14 protein-coding genes and 1 pseudogene are annotated in these 14,959 nt (G+C 65.3%); 5 read left to right on the top strand and 10 right to left on the bottom strand.

Annotated elements, in window-relative coordinates; translation table 11 throughout:
* Positions 1 to 19 precede the first annotated feature (19 nt).
* Both MRBLSP13_RS15320 and dmeF read left to right on the top strand, forming a co-directional pair.
* Positions 20 to 292 carry a metal/formaldehyde-sensitive transcriptional repressor gene (locus MRBLSP13_RS15320; protein ID WP_363755373.1) on the top strand — a complete coding sequence of 91 codons (273 nt, stop codon included), beginning with the start codon at positions 20 to 22 and terminating at the stop codon, positions 290 to 292.
* The gene (gene dmeF, locus MRBLSP13_RS15315; RefSeq protein ID WP_363738283.1) at positions 289 to 1,296 is read left to right on the top strand and encodes a CDF family Co(II)/Ni(II) efflux transporter DmeF; all 1,008 of its coding nucleotides are present in this window, start codon (positions 289 to 291) and stop codon (positions 1,294 to 1,296) included. Before MRBLSP13_RS15320 ends, dmeF begins: the two co-directional genes overlap by 4 nt.
* A gap of 245 nt (positions 1,297 to 1,541) precedes the next feature.
* Here the strand turns inward: dmeF and MRBLSP13_RS15310 are convergent, their stop codons facing one another.
* The 4 genes from MRBLSP13_RS15310 to MRBLSP13_RS15295 all read right to left on the bottom strand — a co-directional run bounded on the left by MRBLSP13_RS15310 (position 1,542) and on the right by MRBLSP13_RS15295 (position 5,550).
* Positions 1,542 to 2,726, bottom strand: coding sequence for an NAD(P)/FAD-dependent oxidoreductase (locus MRBLSP13_RS15310; RefSeq protein ID WP_363738940.1), 1,185 nt, complete (start codon positions 2,724 to 2,726; stop codon positions 1,542 to 1,544).
* The gene (locus MRBLSP13_RS15305) at positions 2,726 to 3,154 is read right to left on the bottom strand and encodes a TIGR01244 family sulfur transferase (protein ID WP_020820263.1); all 429 of its coding nucleotides are present in this window, start codon (positions 3,152 to 3,154) and stop codon (positions 2,726 to 2,728) included. The genes MRBLSP13_RS15310 and MRBLSP13_RS15305 overlap by 1 nt, the downstream gene beginning before the upstream one ends.
* Before the next feature lie 268 nt (positions 3,155 to 3,422).
* The gene (gene recQ / locus MRBLSP13_RS15300; RefSeq protein WP_363738281.1) at positions 3,423 to 5,195 is read right to left on the bottom strand and encodes a DNA helicase RecQ; all 1,773 of its coding nucleotides are present in this window, start codon (positions 5,193 to 5,195) and stop codon (positions 3,423 to 3,425) included.
* A gap of 40 nt (positions 5,196 to 5,235) precedes the next feature.
* On the bottom strand, positions 5,236 to 5,550 hold the full coding sequence (locus MRBLSP13_RS15295; RefSeq protein WP_166666358.1) for a hypothetical protein: 315 nt from the start codon (positions 5,548 to 5,550) through the stop codon (positions 5,236 to 5,238).
* Between the two features lie 94 nt (positions 5,551 to 5,644).
* Between MRBLSP13_RS15295 and MRBLSP13_RS15290 the strand changes: the two genes are divergently transcribed.
* Complete coding sequence (locus tag MRBLSP13_RS15290) at positions 5,645 to 6,769, top strand: serine hydrolase domain-containing protein (RefSeq protein WP_363738279.1); 1,125 nt, start codon at positions 5,645 to 5,647, stop codon at positions 6,767 to 6,769.
* Between the two features lie 240 nt (positions 6,770 to 7,009).
* Here the strand turns inward: MRBLSP13_RS15290 and MRBLSP13_RS15285 are convergent, their stop codons facing one another.
* The 6 genes from MRBLSP13_RS15285 to MRBLSP13_RS15260 form a co-directional block, all read right to left on the bottom strand.
* Entirely contained in the window at positions 7,010 to 7,798 is a 789-nt protein-coding gene (locus MRBLSP13_RS15285; protein WP_363738277.1) for a PhzF family phenazine biosynthesis protein, read from the bottom strand.
* Positions 7,799 to 7,891: 93 nt separating this feature from the next.
* A complete protein-coding gene (locus MRBLSP13_RS15280; RefSeq protein WP_363738275.1) occupies positions 7,892 to 9,670 on the bottom strand; it encodes an SLC13 family permease in 1,779 nt (592 codons plus the stop codon).
* 335 nt (positions 9,671 to 10,005) lie between these two features.
* A complete protein-coding gene (aroC, locus tag MRBLSP13_RS15275; RefSeq protein WP_363738273.1) occupies positions 10,006 to 11,082 on the bottom strand; it encodes a chorismate synthase in 1,077 nt (358 codons plus the stop codon).
* 96 nt (positions 11,083 to 11,178) lie between these two features.
* Positions 11,179 to 11,985: an enoyl-ACP reductase FabI gene (gene fabI, locus MRBLSP13_RS15270; protein ID WP_363738272.1), complete on the bottom strand. Its 807-nt coding sequence runs from the start codon at positions 11,983 to 11,985 to the stop codon at positions 11,179 to 11,181.
* On the bottom strand, positions 11,982 to 12,950 hold the full coding sequence (locus MRBLSP13_RS15265; RefSeq protein WP_363738270.1) for a YihY/virulence factor BrkB family protein: 969 nt from the start codon (positions 12,948 to 12,950) through the stop codon (positions 11,982 to 11,984). Before MRBLSP13_RS15265 ends, fabI begins: the two co-directional genes overlap by 4 nt.
* 14 nt (positions 12,951 to 12,964) lie before the next feature.
* The gene (locus MRBLSP13_RS15260) at positions 12,965 to 13,915 is read right to left on the bottom strand and encodes a J domain-containing protein (RefSeq protein ID WP_363738268.1); all 951 of its coding nucleotides are present in this window, start codon (positions 13,913 to 13,915) and stop codon (positions 12,965 to 12,967) included.
* Between the two features lie 123 nt (positions 13,916 to 14,038).
* On the opposite strand from MRBLSP13_RS15260, the gene pdxH reads away from it, so the two are divergent.
* Together pdxH and MRBLSP13_RS15250 are read left to right on the top strand one after the other, a co-directional pair.
* Complete coding sequence (pdxH, locus tag MRBLSP13_RS15255) at positions 14,039 to 14,614, top strand: pyridoxamine 5'-phosphate oxidase (RefSeq protein WP_363738266.1); 576 nt, start codon at positions 14,039 to 14,041, stop codon at positions 14,612 to 14,614.
* Between the two features lie 173 nt (positions 14,615 to 14,787).
* Positions 14,788 to 14,959: pseudogene (locus tag MRBLSP13_RS15250) on the top strand (dicarboxylate/amino acid:cation symporter); the annotation flags it as partial.

Below are 14,959 nucleotides of genomic sequence, written 5' to 3'. Positions count from 1 at the left end.
TAGTATAGGGGGGTATCCTATGCATATCGTGGCGGATCGGGACAAGCTTTTGGCGCGGGTGCGCCGCATCGCCGGGCAGATCGGCGCGGTCGAACGGCAATTGTCGGGCAATGCGGGTTGTTCGGAAACATTGCAGCTCGTCGCCTCCGTCCGGGGCGCTGTCGGCAGCCTGATGGAAGAACTGATCGAGCAGCATATGCTGGAACATGTCGCCCGGCCCGGCATCAGCGACGAAGCGCGACAGGCCGCGGCGGAGGAAATGCTGGCGCTGATCCGGCGTTACGGGAAATGAGCATGCATGACGATCATGGGGGCCATGGCCACCACCACCATCCTCACAATCCCGACCATGGCTATCCGTCCGGCGCGACGGACGATGGCGAGCAAAGCCACTATTTCGACCATATCTACCTGACCCGCGGACATGACGAGAATGCCCGCAAGACGATCTGGGTGGTGTGGCTGACAGCGGCGACCATGGTGGTCGAGATCATCTTCGGCTGGCTGACAGGGTCGATGGCGTTGCTGGCCGACGGCTTCCACATGGCGACGCATGCGGGCGCGCTGGCGGTGGCGGCGGCGGCCTATGGCTATGCCCGGCGGCATGCGCGCAATCCCCGCTATACCTTTGGTACCGGCAAGGTGGGCGACCTGTCCGGCTTCGCCTCCGCGCTGATCCTGGCATTCACGGCGCTGTTCATCGCGGTCGAATCGGCAATGCGTTTCTTCGAGCCGGTGAAGGTCGCGTTCGGCGAAGCGACGCTGGTCGCGGTGATCGGCCTGGTCATCAACCTGATCAGCGCCCTGCTGCTGGGCCACGACCACAGCCATGATCATCGGCATGATCATGGGCATGAGGGGCATGGGCATGACCATGATCATGGCGGCAAGCATGCCGACAATAATCTGCGCGCCGCCTATGTGCATGTGCTGACCGACGCATTGACGTCGGTGCTGGCGATCGGGGCGCTGCTGGCCGGGCGCTATATGGGCTGGTGGTGGCTCGACCCTGCCGTAGGCCTGCTGGGTGCGGTGGTGATCGCGCGATGGGCCTGGGGGTTGATGAAAGATACCGCCGCAATCCTGCTCGACACGGCCGAACCGGCGCTGATGGAGCGGATCAAGGCATTGGCGGAAGCGGAAGGCGCGACCATCCGCGATCTGCATGTCTGGCGCATCGGGCCGCATGCCCATGCCGCGATCGTCAGCCTTGCCCCCGGCGCGGATGTCGCGGCCGTGCGCCGTCAGGTCCGTGCCTTGCCGCGCATGGAGCATGTGACGGTCGAGTGCGGATAGGATCGCCTCCGAACCTCTCTCCGCGAATTGCAGCCTGAGCCGAAAGGCAGAGGAGGCCATCGAAGCCGCGGAGCAGGCGAACCCGTCCGAAGAAAATTCTCCGTAGCATCTTGAAACTTAAATGGACCCTCCTATTTCTGCGCTGTCCCGGCTTTCTCCCCCCTCCCGCCGGGACACCCCCTCTTTGCGGCCCCGGCGTCCCTTGCGCCGGGGCCGCTTTTGCTTCGCTCGAATGGAAAACCGCTTCAGAGATATTGGGCGGCCACCCAGCCGCTGGCCCAGGCCCATTGGAAATTATAGCCACCCAGCCATCCGGTGACGTCGACCGCCTCGCCTATGGCGTAGAGGCCGGGGAGATGGCGCGCCTCCATCGTCTGTGACGACAGGCCGGCGGTAGAGATGCCGCCAACAGTGACTTCCGCCTTGGCGAAGCCTTCCGTGCCGTTGGGCGTGAAGGACCAGGCGGAGAGGCGGCGTTCGATGTCCTGGAGCTTGCGGTCGGGAACATTGCCGAGGTCGCCGGCGAGTGCCAGCCGCTCGGCAAGTGCATCTGCCAGACGGTCGGGCAGGCAGGCGCGCAGGCTTTGCGCCAGCGTGACGCGCGGCCTGCTCCGCTTCACCTCCGTCAGCCAGCCTGGCGATTGATCGGGCAGGAAATCGAGGATGATCGCCTCCCCATGCCGCCAATAGGAGGAAATCTGCAATATGGCCGGGCCGGACAGACCGCGATGGGTAAGCAGCGCGGCTTCGCGGAAGGCGGCCTTACCGTAGCGCGCCACGACTTCGGTCGAGACACCCGAAAGGGAACGGAACAGCAGTTCTTCGCCGCCCAGGGTGAGGGGAACAAGCGCCGGGCGGGGCTCCACCACCTTGAGACCGAATTGGCGGGCGAGGTCATAGGCGAAAGCCGTCGCGCCGATTTTCGGGATGGAGGGACCGCCCGTGGCGATCACCAGCGCGGGGGCGGTGGCGGTCCTGCCGCCATGGGTGACGCTGTACCGGCCGTCCGCGTGGCTGACGGCGGCGATGGCGTGGCCCAGCCGCATGGTGACGCCGCCCGCTTCGCATTCGGCCAGCAGCATGGCGACGATCTGGCGAGCACTCTGGTCACAGAAAAGCTGCCCCAGCGTCTTTTCATGCCAGGCGATCCCATGGCGCTCGACAAGCGCGAGGAAGTCCTGCGGCGTGTAGCGGCGCAGCGCCGACTTGGCGAAATGGGGGTTGGCCGACAGATAGCGGTCAGGCGCGGTGTGGATATTGGTGAAATTACAGCGGCCGCCGCCGGAAATCAGGATCTTCTTTCCCGGCTGGTCGGCATGGTCGATGACCAGGATGCGCCTGCCCCTCTGCCCCGCCACGGCCGCGCACAGCAAGCCGGCGCCGCCAGCGCCAAGCACGATGGCGTCATAGGTTTCCGCTGCGGGCGCCATCAACCGGCGGCGAGCGCGTCCATGATCTGGCGGACCGGGGCGACATCATAGCCGGCCGACGCGGCCTGTTCGGCAAGGGCGGCGGGATGGTCGCCGGCGCGGGCGCGGGTCAGCGCCCAGAGCAGGGTGCTGCGGGTGCCAGAGCGGCAATAGGCCAGTATCTTGCCCTCCCCCGCCTGTTCCAGCGCAGCGGCCATGCCGTCGAGCTGCCACGGGGCGAAGCCGCCATGGGCCACCGGGACGGCAGCATAGGCGATACCCGCGGCCTTGGCCGCAGCCTCGATCTCCGCGCCGTTGGTCTGGCCCGGTTCCTCGTCGTCGGGGCGATTGTTGATGATCACCGTCACGCCCAGCGCCTTGGCCTCCGCCACCTGATCGACGCTGATCTGTGGAGAGACATAGAGGCTTTTGGTAAGCTGGCGGAACATGGGCGGAACTCCTTTGCGGGTCTCCTTGCGCTTGTGGGCTACGGGATTCAAGGGGGTATGGGCTAAGTAGCACCGTGCTCGGCGCGAAGGCGGGAGCGCGGAGCGGGTTTCAATCTGATTGAATCAGATCGCCGCTCTGGTTTCCTTGTTTGCCGCGATTTCTTAACCAGCGATCGGTTCCGATCGCCCGGAAATCACTCTAGTTCAGACGGCAGGACTGGGCTCCCGCCTTCGCAGGAGTACGGCAGTTAATCCTTATCTTGTTCGATCAAAGATAAGGCCGGATCGCCGCGAGGAAGGCGTCGCCATAGGCGTCGAGCTTGCGCTGGCCTATCCCGCTGATGTGCCCCAGTTCGGCCAGGTTCGTCGGGCGTTGCTCCGCCATTTCGCGCAGGGTTGAATCGTGGAAGATGACATAGGGCGGCACGCCCGCTTCCTGCGCCAGTGCGCGGCGGCAGGCCCGCAGCGCGTCGAACAGCGGATCGCCCACCGGATTTTCGGCACTGCCGTTGCGGGCGCTCTTGCGGCGGCGCTCCTTGCGGGGCGGCAGGATCAGGCTGACCTCCTCCTCCCCGCGCAGGATCGGACGGGCGTTGGGGCCGAATTCCAGCCCGCCATGCTCGTTGGTCTGGAGCGCGTCCCGGACCAGCAGGGCGCGGGAGACGGGACGCAACAGCGCCGTCTCCTCCCCTTCGACAATACCGTAGACCGATATCTTGTCATGGCCCCGCTCACGGATCCTGTCGCTGACGGCGCCGATCAGCACCTGCTCGATATGGCCGACGCCAAAGCTCTGGCCGGTGCGATAAACAGCGGACAGGAATTTGCGCGCCGTCTGCGTCGCGTCGATGCTGGGCGGCGGGTTCAGGCAATTGTCGCAATTGCCGCAGACAGGCGGCGGATTTTCTCCAAAATGACGGAGCAATATGGCGCGGCGGCAGGTGCCGGTCTCGACCAGCCCGCCCAGCGCGGTGATCCGGGCGCGTTCGCCCTGCTGGCGCAGCGGGTCGAGTTCGCCGATTCGTTGGCGGGCGCGGGCGAAATCGTCGGCGCCCCAGAAGAGATGCGCCTGCGCCGGTTCACCATCGCGGCCGGCGCGGCCGGATTCCTGATAATATCCCTCGATCGACTTGGGCAGCGCCGCATGGGCGACGAAACGGACGTCAGGCTTGTCGATCCCCATGCCAAAGGCGATGGTGGCTACCATCACCATATCCTCGCTGGCGATGAAGGCAGCCTGGTTGGCGGCGCGGACCTGCGGGTCGAGACCGGCATGATACGCACGGGTCGGGCGGCCTGCCCTGCCGAGCGTCTCGGCCAGTTTCTCGGCGGCGGCACGCGTTGGAGCATAGACGATGCCGGGGCCGGCCTGGCTGGCGATCAGTTCGGAAAGCTGGCGCGGCAAACCATCCCTTGGATGGACGGTATAGCGGATGTTGGGCCGGTCAAAGCCCGCGATGATCAGGCCGTCACCGGGAATGCCGAGCTGGACGAGAATATCGTCGCGGGTGTGATGATCGGCCGTGGCGGTCAGCGCGAGGCGAGGAACATCGGGAAATTCGTCCAGCAGCGGGCGCAGCAGGCGATAGTCCGGACGGAAATCATGACCCCATTCGGATACGCAATGGGCCTCGTCAATGGCGAAGAGCGCGATCTTCGCGGTGCGCAGCAGGTTGCGGAACCCCTCTCCGCTCGCGCGTTCGGGCGCAACGTAGAGCAGGTCGAGATCGCCATTGCGCAGCCGGTCCTGCGTTTCGCGCCAGTCGGTATCGACGCTCGTCAGGCTGGCGGCGCGGATGCCGACCGCCTGCGCGGCGCGAAGCTGGTCGTGCATCAGCGCGATCAGCGGCGACACGACCACGCAGCAACCATCCAGCGCAACTGCGGGAAGCTGGTAGCAGAGCGATTTGCCCGCGCCGGTCGGCATGATCGCCAGCGTCGGCTGGCCCGCCATGATGCGCCCCACCACCTGTTCCTGCACGCCCCGGAAACCGGGAAAACCGAAAATATCGTGGAGGAGGGTCGGGATGTCGGGCCGCATGGCGGACGGCTCTAACGGCTCAACGGGTGGAGGGCCAGCCTTAGGGTTCCAGCAGGCATCCCCAGCCGGGCTGGTAGCGCGCGGTGCGGGACGCGAGCAAAGGCACCGCCGCGCTGACCGATCGCGTTTCGGGCAGGTCCTTCAGCGATACGGCCCACATGCCCGGTTCCTTGTCCCCCTTGCAGCTTTCCATGGAGCGGCCCTCGACATAGCGGCAGGAGCAGGTGACGCGCGCGCCAAATCCTGCGCCGACCTGCGCCCTGGCGCGCAACACGCTCCAGTTCCACGCCAGCAGCACGAGCGGCAATGCCGCCGCCGCCAAGGCCAGGTAAATCCATTTCGGGCGACCGGACATGCACCCCTTCCCCGCTTCCCGCGCTGTGTTCGATACTCCATCCCAGGCCGGCGGACCATTTCGCCGGGCCCGGAAATGCTCTAGGGCGCGGCTTATGAGGCTTGAGCGGAAAAGCGTAAAGCGCCTTGGCGCATGGGGTGGCATTTTGGCGATTCTCGCCATGGCCGGGCTGTGGACGGTACGCGCCGCAGCGGGGCCGGAGCCGGTCTATCATGTCACCGGCGATTCGGATGCCGATGCCGCGGCCCTGCGCGCCGCCATCGACCCGCTGTTCGAGGATGCAGTGGGCGAAACACGGGCGCTGGTCGTCATGCACGACGGCGAGATCGTGGCGGAGCGCTATGCGCCCGGCTATGCGCCGCAGACGAAGCTGCCGTCCTGGTCCCTGGCCAAGAGCGTGACGGCGGTTCTGATCGGGCTGATGGTATCGGACGGACGGCTGGCGCTTGACGCCCCCGTGCCTGTCGCCGCCTGGGGCCAACCGGGAGATCCAAGGGGCCGCATCACCCTGCGGCAGTTGCTGGCGATGACGTCCGGCCTCGATCATGTCGAGGACAGGGAACCGCTGGCGGAGGCCGACACGATAAGGATGCTGTTCACCGACGGTGCGCAGGACATGGGCGCCTTTGCGGAGGCGAAGCCGCTCGCCCATGCGCCCGGTACCAGCTTTTCCTACTCGACGGGCAACAGCATCATCCTGGCCGACCTGATGGCGCGCATGCTGACCAACAGCACCGATCCCGGGGCGCGGCGGCGGGCGATGCAGATGTTCATCGACGGGCGGCTGAAAGTACCGGCGCGCCTCAACAGCCTGACGGTGGAATATGATGCGGCCGGGACGATGATCGGCGGCAGCTTCATGCATATGACGGCGCGCGACTATGCCCGATTCGGGGAATTGTTGCGCAATCAGGGACGCGGCGTGGCGGGCCATCAGATCGTGCCGGAAAAATGGGTCGACCATATGCGGACGCCATCGCCGCGCAATGCCGCCTATGGGGCGCATCTTTGGCTGAACCGCGACAGCGAGGAAAGCGCGCTGATGCCCGGCCGGGGCCCGCGCAGCCTGTTTGGCTGCGTCGGGCATGGGGGGCAGTATATACTTGTTTCCCCATCCCAGCGCCTGACGATCGTGCGGCTGGGCATGTCGCCCGACAAAGAGGAGCGCGACGCGGTGAAGGCGGGGCTGGCGAAGCTCGTCGGGCTTTATTCGCGGTGACGGGGGGAATGTCCCAGCCTGGACAGAAACAGGTTCAGCCGCAGTCGATCCATGCCTCTCCAGAGCGCATTGCGTTAGATTCGAGTCATGCAGCGCGCTCTATGGTTTTGATGTCGCATCGTTTTTGCGCACGATACTATAGAGCGGGTTTTGATCTGATTGAATCAGCTCGCCGCTCTGGATTCCTTGTTTGCCGCGTTTTCTTGACCAGCGATCGGTTCCGATCGCCTGGAAATCGCTCTAAAGCAGGAAATTCCCTTCGATCACCGTCCGGCAAGCGCCGGTCAGGATCACCCGGTCCCCTGAAAGCTGGCAGAGCAATCGCCCGCCGCGCCGCGAGGCCTGGAAAGCGGTGAGCCGGACCCGGTCGAGCCGCCTGGCCCAATAGGGCGTGAGCAGGCAATGGGCCGAGCCGGTGACGGGATCCTCGTCTATGCCGGCGCCGGGGACGAAGACGCGGCTGACGATGTCGCTGTCCTCCCCAGGGGCCGTGGCAATCAGCAGGATGGGCCCGGCCTTCTTCAGCGTCGCGAAATCCGGTTCCAGCGCATGGATCGCCGCGGCATCGCGATAGACGAAGATCGCATAGCCCCCTTCGCGCCAATGGCTTTCCAGAACCTCCCCGCCCATGGCTGCCGCCAGTTCCGGCAGCGGTTTGGGCTCGGTGGGCCAGGCGGGAAGAGAGAGGGCATAGCCGTCCCGATCACGCGATACGCTGAGGACGCCCGCCTGTCGCGTTCGGAAGCGGATGGCGGTGCGTCCGGCCATCAGCACATGGCCGCTGGCCAGCGTGGCATGGCCACAGAGCTTCACCTCCACCGCCGGCGTGAACCAGCGCAGCGCATAATCCGCCTCTGGATCATCGGGCGTGGGTACGGTGAAGGCCGTCTCCGACAGGTTGTTTTCCGCCGCTATCGCCTGGAGCGTCGCATCCTCCAGCCACCGGCCGAGCGGCATGACCGCAGCCGGATTGCCGGTAAAGGGCGCGTCGGCGAAGGCGTCGACCTGAATGATGGGCAGGCTGGTCACGGGCAATCCTTTATTCCGACGCCCATCATGGCGGTGCGCCCGGCGTCGGCATAGGGCCGATCCGGCGAAAATGGCTTGGCGCGGCCTGGTGCTTCACGCCAGCAGGACGAGCGTGGTGCACACCGCCAGCCCGACGATGAGATTGAGCGGAATCCCGATCCGCACGAAATCGGAAAAGCGATAGTCGCCCGCCGCATAGACCAGCGCGTTGGTCTGATAGCCGATCGGCGTGGCGAAACAGGCCGACGCGCCGATCATCAGCGCGATCACCAGAGGGCGCGGATCAGTGCCCAGCTGGTGGGCCAGCGCGATCGTCAGCGGCGTGAGCAGCGCCGCGACCGCATTGTTGCTGAGCAGTTCGGACAGCAGCAGCGCGAAGAAATAGATGAGGAACACCAGCGACCATGCCGGCGCGGCGGCGAGCACCGGCTTGATCCATCCGACCATCAGTGCGACGCTGCCCGCCTGTTCGAGCGCCAGCCCGACCGCCAGCATCGCGAAGATCAGGATCAGCACGTCGCCGTCGATCGCGGCCCAGGCTTCCTCCGGGTCGATGCACCGGGTGACGAGAATCACGCCCACCGCGAGGAAGGCGGCGAGGCCGATGCCGACGAGGTTGATGGCCGACAGCAGCACAACCGCGGTCAGGGCAAGGATCGCGATCCATGCCTTGCGCGGACGGAAGGCGCGCGTGCGGCTGATGTCGACGCCGATCAGATGGGCATTGTCCTTGAGCGAGCGGATGCTGTCGTCGCTGCCCGCGATCAACAGGCGATCGGCGCCCCGCACACGGGTTTCGCCAAGGTCGGGGCCCGGCAAGTGGCGCGCCCGGTGAATGCCGATGATCCGCACGCGCAGCGCATGGAGGAAGGAAATGTCGATCAGCCGTTCCCCGATGGACGGATGGCTGGGGGCGATCATCGCTTCGATGACCGTGCCGCCGGCGGGCGTCTCGGACGCGGCGGCCAGGCCGATGTCGAAGTCACCGGAATCGCGCAGGGTCATGATCATCGCGCCGTCCGCATGGACCAGCAGGCGATCGCCGGCGTGCAGTTGTTCCGCCTCTATTCCCCGGCGCCGTATCTCCCCCGCCCTCTTGAGGCCAAGAAGGCTGGCGGAACGGCCGAAGATCGACAGGGAGCCGATAGTGCGGCCGATCAGGTCGCTGTCCCGCGAGACGATGAGTTCGGTCAGATAATCCTGCACATTGCCGCCATTCTCGCCCGCGATGGAGGGCGGGTCGCTGGGCAGCAGGAAGGACAGCCCGGCCAGCGCAGCGACGCCGGCGCCCACCCCTGCCAGCCCATAGGGTGTGATGTCGAATATGCCGAAGGGCGCCATACCCTGGTCAGCGGCGATGCCCGCGACGATCAGGTTGGTCGATGTGCCGATCAGCGTCATGCAGCCGCCCAGCACGGCGATGGCGTTCATCGGGATCAGCAGCTTCTTGACCGGATAGCCGGTCGCCTGCGCCAGCTTGAACATGATCGGGATCAGCAGGACCACGACGGGCGTGTTGTTGAGAAAGGCCGAAAGGACGACGGTGCCGAGCGTGACTTCGGCCAGCACCAGCCGCGGGTGGCGCTGGGCACGGGCCATGACCAGGTCGGCGACGCGGTTGATCGTTCCGGTGCGGATCAGCGCGCCGGAAAGCACGAACATCGCCCCCACCGTCAGCGGCGCACTATTGGAGAAGACGGAGAACAGGTCCTTTTCGTCGAGCATGCCCAGCAGCGCGAAGGCGCAGGCGCCGACCACCGAAACGACGGTGGGGGAATAGCGTTCGCGCACAAAGGCGACGAACATCAGCGCAAGGATGACAAGCCCGATCTCCGCGCGATAGACGCCGATCAGCGCGGTGATGAAATGCATGCGTCTTGTGCCCCGGATCGCGTTTTCGCGCGCTGCATCAACGAAATGGGCCAGCCATGGTTGCATGGCTGGCCCGTGTTCGCGGCTGAAGGGGACGTTTTGACCGTCAGTCCATGGAAACCATGGTGACGCTCCCCAGGCTTACGCACTGCCGCTCGCCCTCCCGCGGGCGATCTATGACGATGATGTTACCGCAGATTGGCTGAGTCGTCTCGCGCGAATCATGCCTTTATCGAAAGAATACGTCGATTCGGCGCGTTGTGAGGCAGGATGGAGGTCTCCTGCCCTGCATCAGGCCTGCTCCTCCGCAGGCAGGGACGCGGCACAACCCTGGATCAGCCCTCTCCGCACTGCGCGCGATGGAGTAGTTTCTGGTCGGCCAGCACCAGCGCCATCATCGCCTCCACCACGGGCACGCCGCGAATGCCGACGCAGGGGTCATGGCGGCCCTTGGTGATGATGTCCGACGCCGCGCCTTCGCGGGTGACGGTTTCGACCGGAATCAGAATCGAGCTGGTCGGCTTGAAGGCGATGCGAACCTTGATCGGCTGGCCGGTTGCGATGCCCCCCGCAATTCCCCCCGCATGGTTGGCAAGGAAGACGGGATTGCCGTCATTGCCCGGCCGCATCGGATCGGCATTCTGCTCGCCGCGCAGGCGCGCGGCCGCGAAACCGTCGCCGATCTCTACCCCCTTCACCGCATTGATGCTCATCATCGCGGCGGCCAGTTCACTGTCCAGCTTGGCATAGAGGGGCGCCCCCCACCCCGCTGGAACGCCACTGGCGATACATTCCACGACCGCCCCGAGCGACGAGCCGTCCAGCCGTGCCTCGTCCACCAGCTTTTCCCAGCGCTTCGCCGCTTCCCGATCGGGACAGAAAAAGGGATTATTGTCGATCTCGCTCGCGTCGAAGCGGGCATGGTCGATGGCGTCGCCGCCGATTTCGCTGACATAGGCGAAGATGTCGACATCAGGGATGACAAGCCGCGCAACCGCACCCGCCGCCACGCGGCTTGCGGTTTCGCGAGCCGACGATCGGCCGCCGCCGCGATAGTCGCGAAAACCATATTTGGCGTCATAGGCATAGTCGGCATGGCCGGGGCGATAGGCCTTGGCCACTTCCGAATAATCCTTGGAGCGCTGGTCGGTATTCTCGATCATCAGGCTGATCGGGGTGCCGGTGGTCTTGCCCTCGAACACGCCGGACAGGATGCGCACCTCGTCCGCTTCGCGGCGCTGGGTGGTGAATTTCGACGTGCCGGGCTTGCGCTTGTCGAGATAGGGCTGGATGTCGGCTTCGCTCAACGGCAGGCCCGGAGGGCAGCCGTCGACCACCGCACCGATGGCGGGGCCATGGGATTCGCCCCAGGTCGAGAAGCGGAAGACGCGGCCGAAGGTGTTGAAGCTCATGCTTGCCTTTCCTTGGGGGAGGGCCTTTTCACCCTCGCCCTCCCGCCGCTTCGCGGCAGGCCCCTCCCCCTCCATGAAGGGAGAGGGGGTTATAGCCTATTTGTCCAGCGCGATGTCGGGCGCGTCTTCGGCCTTCATGCCAATGACGTTGTAGCCCGCATCGACATGGTGGATTTCACCGGTCACGCCCGCCGCCAGATCGGAGAGGAGATAGAGGCCGGCGCCGCCCACATCTTCGATCGTCACATTGCGGCGGAGTGGGCTGTTCAGCTCGTTCCACTTCATGATGTAGCGGAAATCGCCGATGCCGCTCGCCGCCAGCGTCTTGATCGGGCCGGCGGAGATGGCATTGACGCGGATATTCTCCGGGCCCAGGTCCATCGCCAGATATTTGACGCTGGTTTCCAGCGCCGCCTTGGCCACGCCCATCACATTGTAATGGGGGATGACCTTTTCCGCGCCATAGTAGCTGAGCGTCAGCAGGCTTCCGCCCTCCGCCATCAGCGCCCGCGCGCGCCGGGCCACCGCCACGAAGCTGTAGGCGGAGATATTCATCGTCAGCAGGAAGTTTTCCAGGCTGGTGTCTACATATTTGCCGCGCAGTTCGTTCTTGTCGGAAAAGCCGATGGCATGGACCACGAAATCCAGCTTGCCCCAGCGCGCCTTGACCTCGTCAAAGGCGGTGTCGAGCTTTTCCATGTCAGACACGTCGCAATCGATCAGGAAGTCGGAACCCAGTTCCTCCGCCAGCGGCCTCACCCGCTTGGCCAGCGCGTCGCCCTGGTAGGAAAAGGCCAGTTCCGCGCCCTGGGCGTGCAGCGCCTTCGATATGCCCCAGGCGAGCGACTTGTCATTCGCCAGTCCCATGATCAGACCGCGTTTTCCCGCCATCAAGCCTGTCATCTTGTTCCGTTCCCTTTGTCGACCTGCGCGGCGGCGGCGGCTTCCTCTTCCGGGAACTCCGCCAGCGCCGCATTCAATTCCGCGCCAATTACCACGCCAAGCCCGACAAGGAAGAAGAAAATGAGCGTGATCATCACCCCGGCCAGGCTGCCATAGGTCCGGTCATAACCGCCCAGCAGCGAAAGCGTGACCGGCAGCAGCAGGGTCACGCCATACCACCACAGCGCCGTGGCAATGGCGCCGGGCAATTTGGGAAAGCAGGAATCCTTGTACAGGCTGGGGGTCAGGGAGACGTAGAGATAATAGAGCGCGACGCACAGGATCGCCATCGGGGCCAGCTTGGTCACGGCGACGATCCGGATCGCCTGGTCGGCAAAGGGCAGGATCTGGTGCAGGAACTGGTCGATGCCGGTGATGATGACCTGCATGGAAAAGGCGAACATCACCGCAAAGACGCTGATCAGCGTGATGCCGATGGCGGTCAGGCGATAATGCCAGAAGGGGCGCGTACTCTTGGTCCCATAAGCGCGGCGCAATATGTCACGGATCGTCTCTATGAGGCTGCCTACGGTCCACAGCCCGACCAGCCCACCCAGCCAGAGCAGCGGCCCCGTGCGGGCATTGAGCACGTCGACGATCGGCTGGCGCACCACCTCCGCCACGCCGGGCGGCACCGTTTCCAGAAAGGCGCTGACCGCTGACAGCCCGTCCTGCGAGCGGCCGAAGATGCTGGCCACTGCTGCCGCCACGATGAAAAAGGGAAACAGCGTCATCAAAGAGAGATAGGCAAGGTTCCCGGCATGGATGAAACCGTCGCTATAGGTGCCGACCACCACCCGTTTGGCGATTTCGAAGGCATGGCTGCCGGGCCGCACGCGCGCGATGTGGCGGTTGAACTTGGTGCGGGCTTCTTCGGCGAGCCGCTGGCGGCGGGATTCGGGGGAATAGGGGGACGGTTGCGGCATTCCCCCCTAACCCTTCAAACGCCCAGATGGGTCCGCACGGCGCGGCTGTCGCGCCACCCTTCGACCAGCGCCCTGATCGCTGGATCGTCCGCCGGCACGTCGATCAGCAGGGTGACGAGCTGATCGCCGCGCTGGCCATCCTTGCCCGTGAAGCCCTTGCCGCGCAGGCGCAGCGTCTTGCCGGAGGAGGCGCCCGCCGGCACGCCGAGCATGACCGGGCCGTCGACCGTGGGCACCTTGACCTTCGCGCCCTGCACCGCCTCGTCCAGGGTGATGGGCAGGTCAAGCAGCACATTGTCGCCGTCGCGGGTGAAGAAGGGGTGCGGTTTCACCTCTATGGTGACGATGGCGTCGCCCGCGCCGCCGGGGCCCTGCTGCCCCTTGCCGGAAAGCCGCATCTGCGTGCCCGTCTCGACGCCCGCAGGCAGTTTGAGGTCGATGGTCTTGCCGTCCTGAAGCGTGATCCGCTGGGGCGCGAGCGTCGCGGCGTCGACGAACTGGACCGCCAGGCGATAGGTGACGTTCGCGCCCTTTTGCGGCGGTGCGCCCCGGCCGAAACCGCCAAAGCCTCCGCCCGCGCCGCCGCGCCGCCCTGCGCCGCCGCCGAAAAGCCCTTCGAATATGTCGCCGAAATCGGCGCCGCCCTCCTGAAACTCGAACCCGCCATTTGGTCCCGGCCGGCCCCGGAAGCCCCCGCCCCCGGCCCCGGCCCCGGCCCCGCCGAAACCGAAGGGCGAAGTCGGATTGCCTTCGCCATCGATTTCGCCCCGGTCGAAACGGGCACGCTTGTCCTTGTCCGACAGCAGGTCATAGGCACTGGTGACGGCGGAAAACTTCTCCGCTGCGTTCGGATTGTCCTTGTTCCGGTCAGGATGCAGTTCCTTGGCGAGCTTTCGATAAGCCGACTTGATCTCTGCCTCGCTCGCGCCGCGCGCGACGCCCAGAGTGGAGTAGGGATCAGCCATTGCCGCTAACATATCCTTCTGCATGAAAAACCGTCTGCGCCCTATGTGGCGAAAGCCGCGGGATCGTTCAAGCGTGGGAAAGCCTTATCGACATGGCTTTGGCAGGGGCGTACATCACCGCGCATGACCGACCCCTTCGTCCTGTTCGATGCCTGGTATGCCGAGGCGCGCGAAACCGAGATCAACGACAGCAACGCCATGGCCCTCGCCACCGCCGACGCGCGTGGACGGCCTGCGGTGCGGATGGTGCTGCTGAAGGGGCATGGGCCGGACGGTTTCCTGTTCTACACCAATTTCGAGGGACGCAAGGCGGGAGAACTGCTGGCCAATCCGCACGCTGCGCTGCTGTTCCACTGGAAGTCGCTGCGGCGGCAGATCCGCATCGAAGGGCCGGTGAGCCCGGTCGACGACGCCATGGCCGACGCCTATTTCGCGTCGCGCAGCCGCGACAGCCAGTTGGGGGCATGGGCCTCCGACCAGTCGCGCCCGCTGGAGTCGCGCGACCTGTTCATGGCCCGCTATGAGGAAGTCAGCCTGCGCTTCGATGGCGGGCCGGTGCCGCGTCCGCCGCACTGGTCGGGCTTTCGCGTCGTGGCCGAACGCATCGAATTCTGGCAGGATCGCGAACATCGCCTGCATGAGCGCCGCCTGTTCGAACGGTCCGCGGAGGGCTGGCGCGAAGGACTGCTCTATCCCTGATGCCACGGATTTGCCGCGTCGGGCGAGGCGCGGAATATGGCTCCTCATTCGTCTAATGCGATGACGGCAGAGATCTGCCTTCGATTGCGGGCGTTGCGGGTGGCTGTTAGAGATGGCCACCATCAGGAAAGACCATGCATGCGGTGCGCCCACGCGCCGGTTAAAGGAAAAAGATGCGAAATCGACTGACGGCGTTCATCCTGACAGGCATGGTTCTAGGGGTGATCGTGGGCTTTGCCACCAATATCTGGGTGGGTGGCGACAAGACGCTGGCGAAGGATGTGGCGGGCTATTACCACCTGCTGGCCGACATCTTCCTGCATCTGATCAAGATGATCATTGCGC

Origin of the sequence: Sphingobium sp. LSP13-1-1.1, from assembly GCF_040676415.1 — a bacterium.
In the GTDB taxonomy this organism is placed as follows: Bacteria; Pseudomonadota; Alphaproteobacteria; order Sphingomonadales; family Sphingomonadaceae; genus Sphingobium.
The sequence above is the reverse complement of the archived record's forward strand: the minus strand, read 5'-3'. Positions and strand labels throughout refer to the sequence as shown.

Coding starts and splice junctions, on each gene's coding strand:
- MRBLSP13_RS15260 (WP_363738268.1), bottom strand. CDS start 13,915: ATGGCTGATCCCTACTCCACTCTGGGCGTCGCGCGCGGCGCGAGCGAG.
- recQ (WP_363738281.1), bottom strand. CDS start 5,195: ATGCGGCCCGACATCCCGACCCTCCTCCACGATATTTTCGGTTTTCCC.
- MRBLSP13_RS15310 (WP_363738940.1), bottom strand. CDS start 2,726: ATGGCGCCCGCAGCGGAAACCTATGACGCCATCGTGCTTGGCGCTGGC.
- MRBLSP13_RS15265 (WP_363738270.1), bottom strand. CDS start 12,950: ATGCCGCAACCGTCCCCCTATTCCCCCGAATCCCGCCGCCAGCGGCTC.
- fabI (WP_363738272.1), bottom strand. CDS start 11,985: ATGACAGGCTTGATGGCGGGAAAACGCGGTCTGATCATGGGACTGGCG.
- MRBLSP13_RS15320 (WP_363755373.1), top strand. CDS start 20: ATGCATATCGTGGCGGATCGGGACAAGCTTTTGGCGCGGGTGCGCCGC.
- MRBLSP13_RS15305 (WP_020820263.1), bottom strand. CDS start 3,154: ATGTTCCGCCAGCTTACCAAAAGCCTCTATGTCTCTCCACAGATCAGC.
- MRBLSP13_RS15290 (WP_363738279.1), top strand. CDS start 5,645: ATGAGGCTTGAGCGGAAAAGCGTAAAGCGCCTTGGCGCATGGGGTGGC.
- pdxH (WP_363738266.1), top strand. CDS start 14,039: ATGACCGACCCCTTCGTCCTGTTCGATGCCTGGTATGCCGAGGCGCGC.
- MRBLSP13_RS15295 (WP_166666358.1), bottom strand. CDS start 5,550: ATGTCCGGTCGCCCGAAATGGATTTACCTGGCCTTGGCGGCGGCGGCA.
- MRBLSP13_RS15280 (WP_363738275.1), bottom strand. CDS start 9,670: ATGCATTTCATCACCGCGCTGATCGGCGTCTATCGCGCGGAGATCGGG.
- dmeF (WP_363738283.1), top strand. CDS start 289: ATGAGCATGCATGACGATCATGGGGGCCATGGCCACCACCACCATCCT.
- aroC (WP_363738273.1), bottom strand. CDS start 11,082: ATGAGCTTCAACACCTTCGGCCGCGTCTTCCGCTTCTCGACCTGGGGC.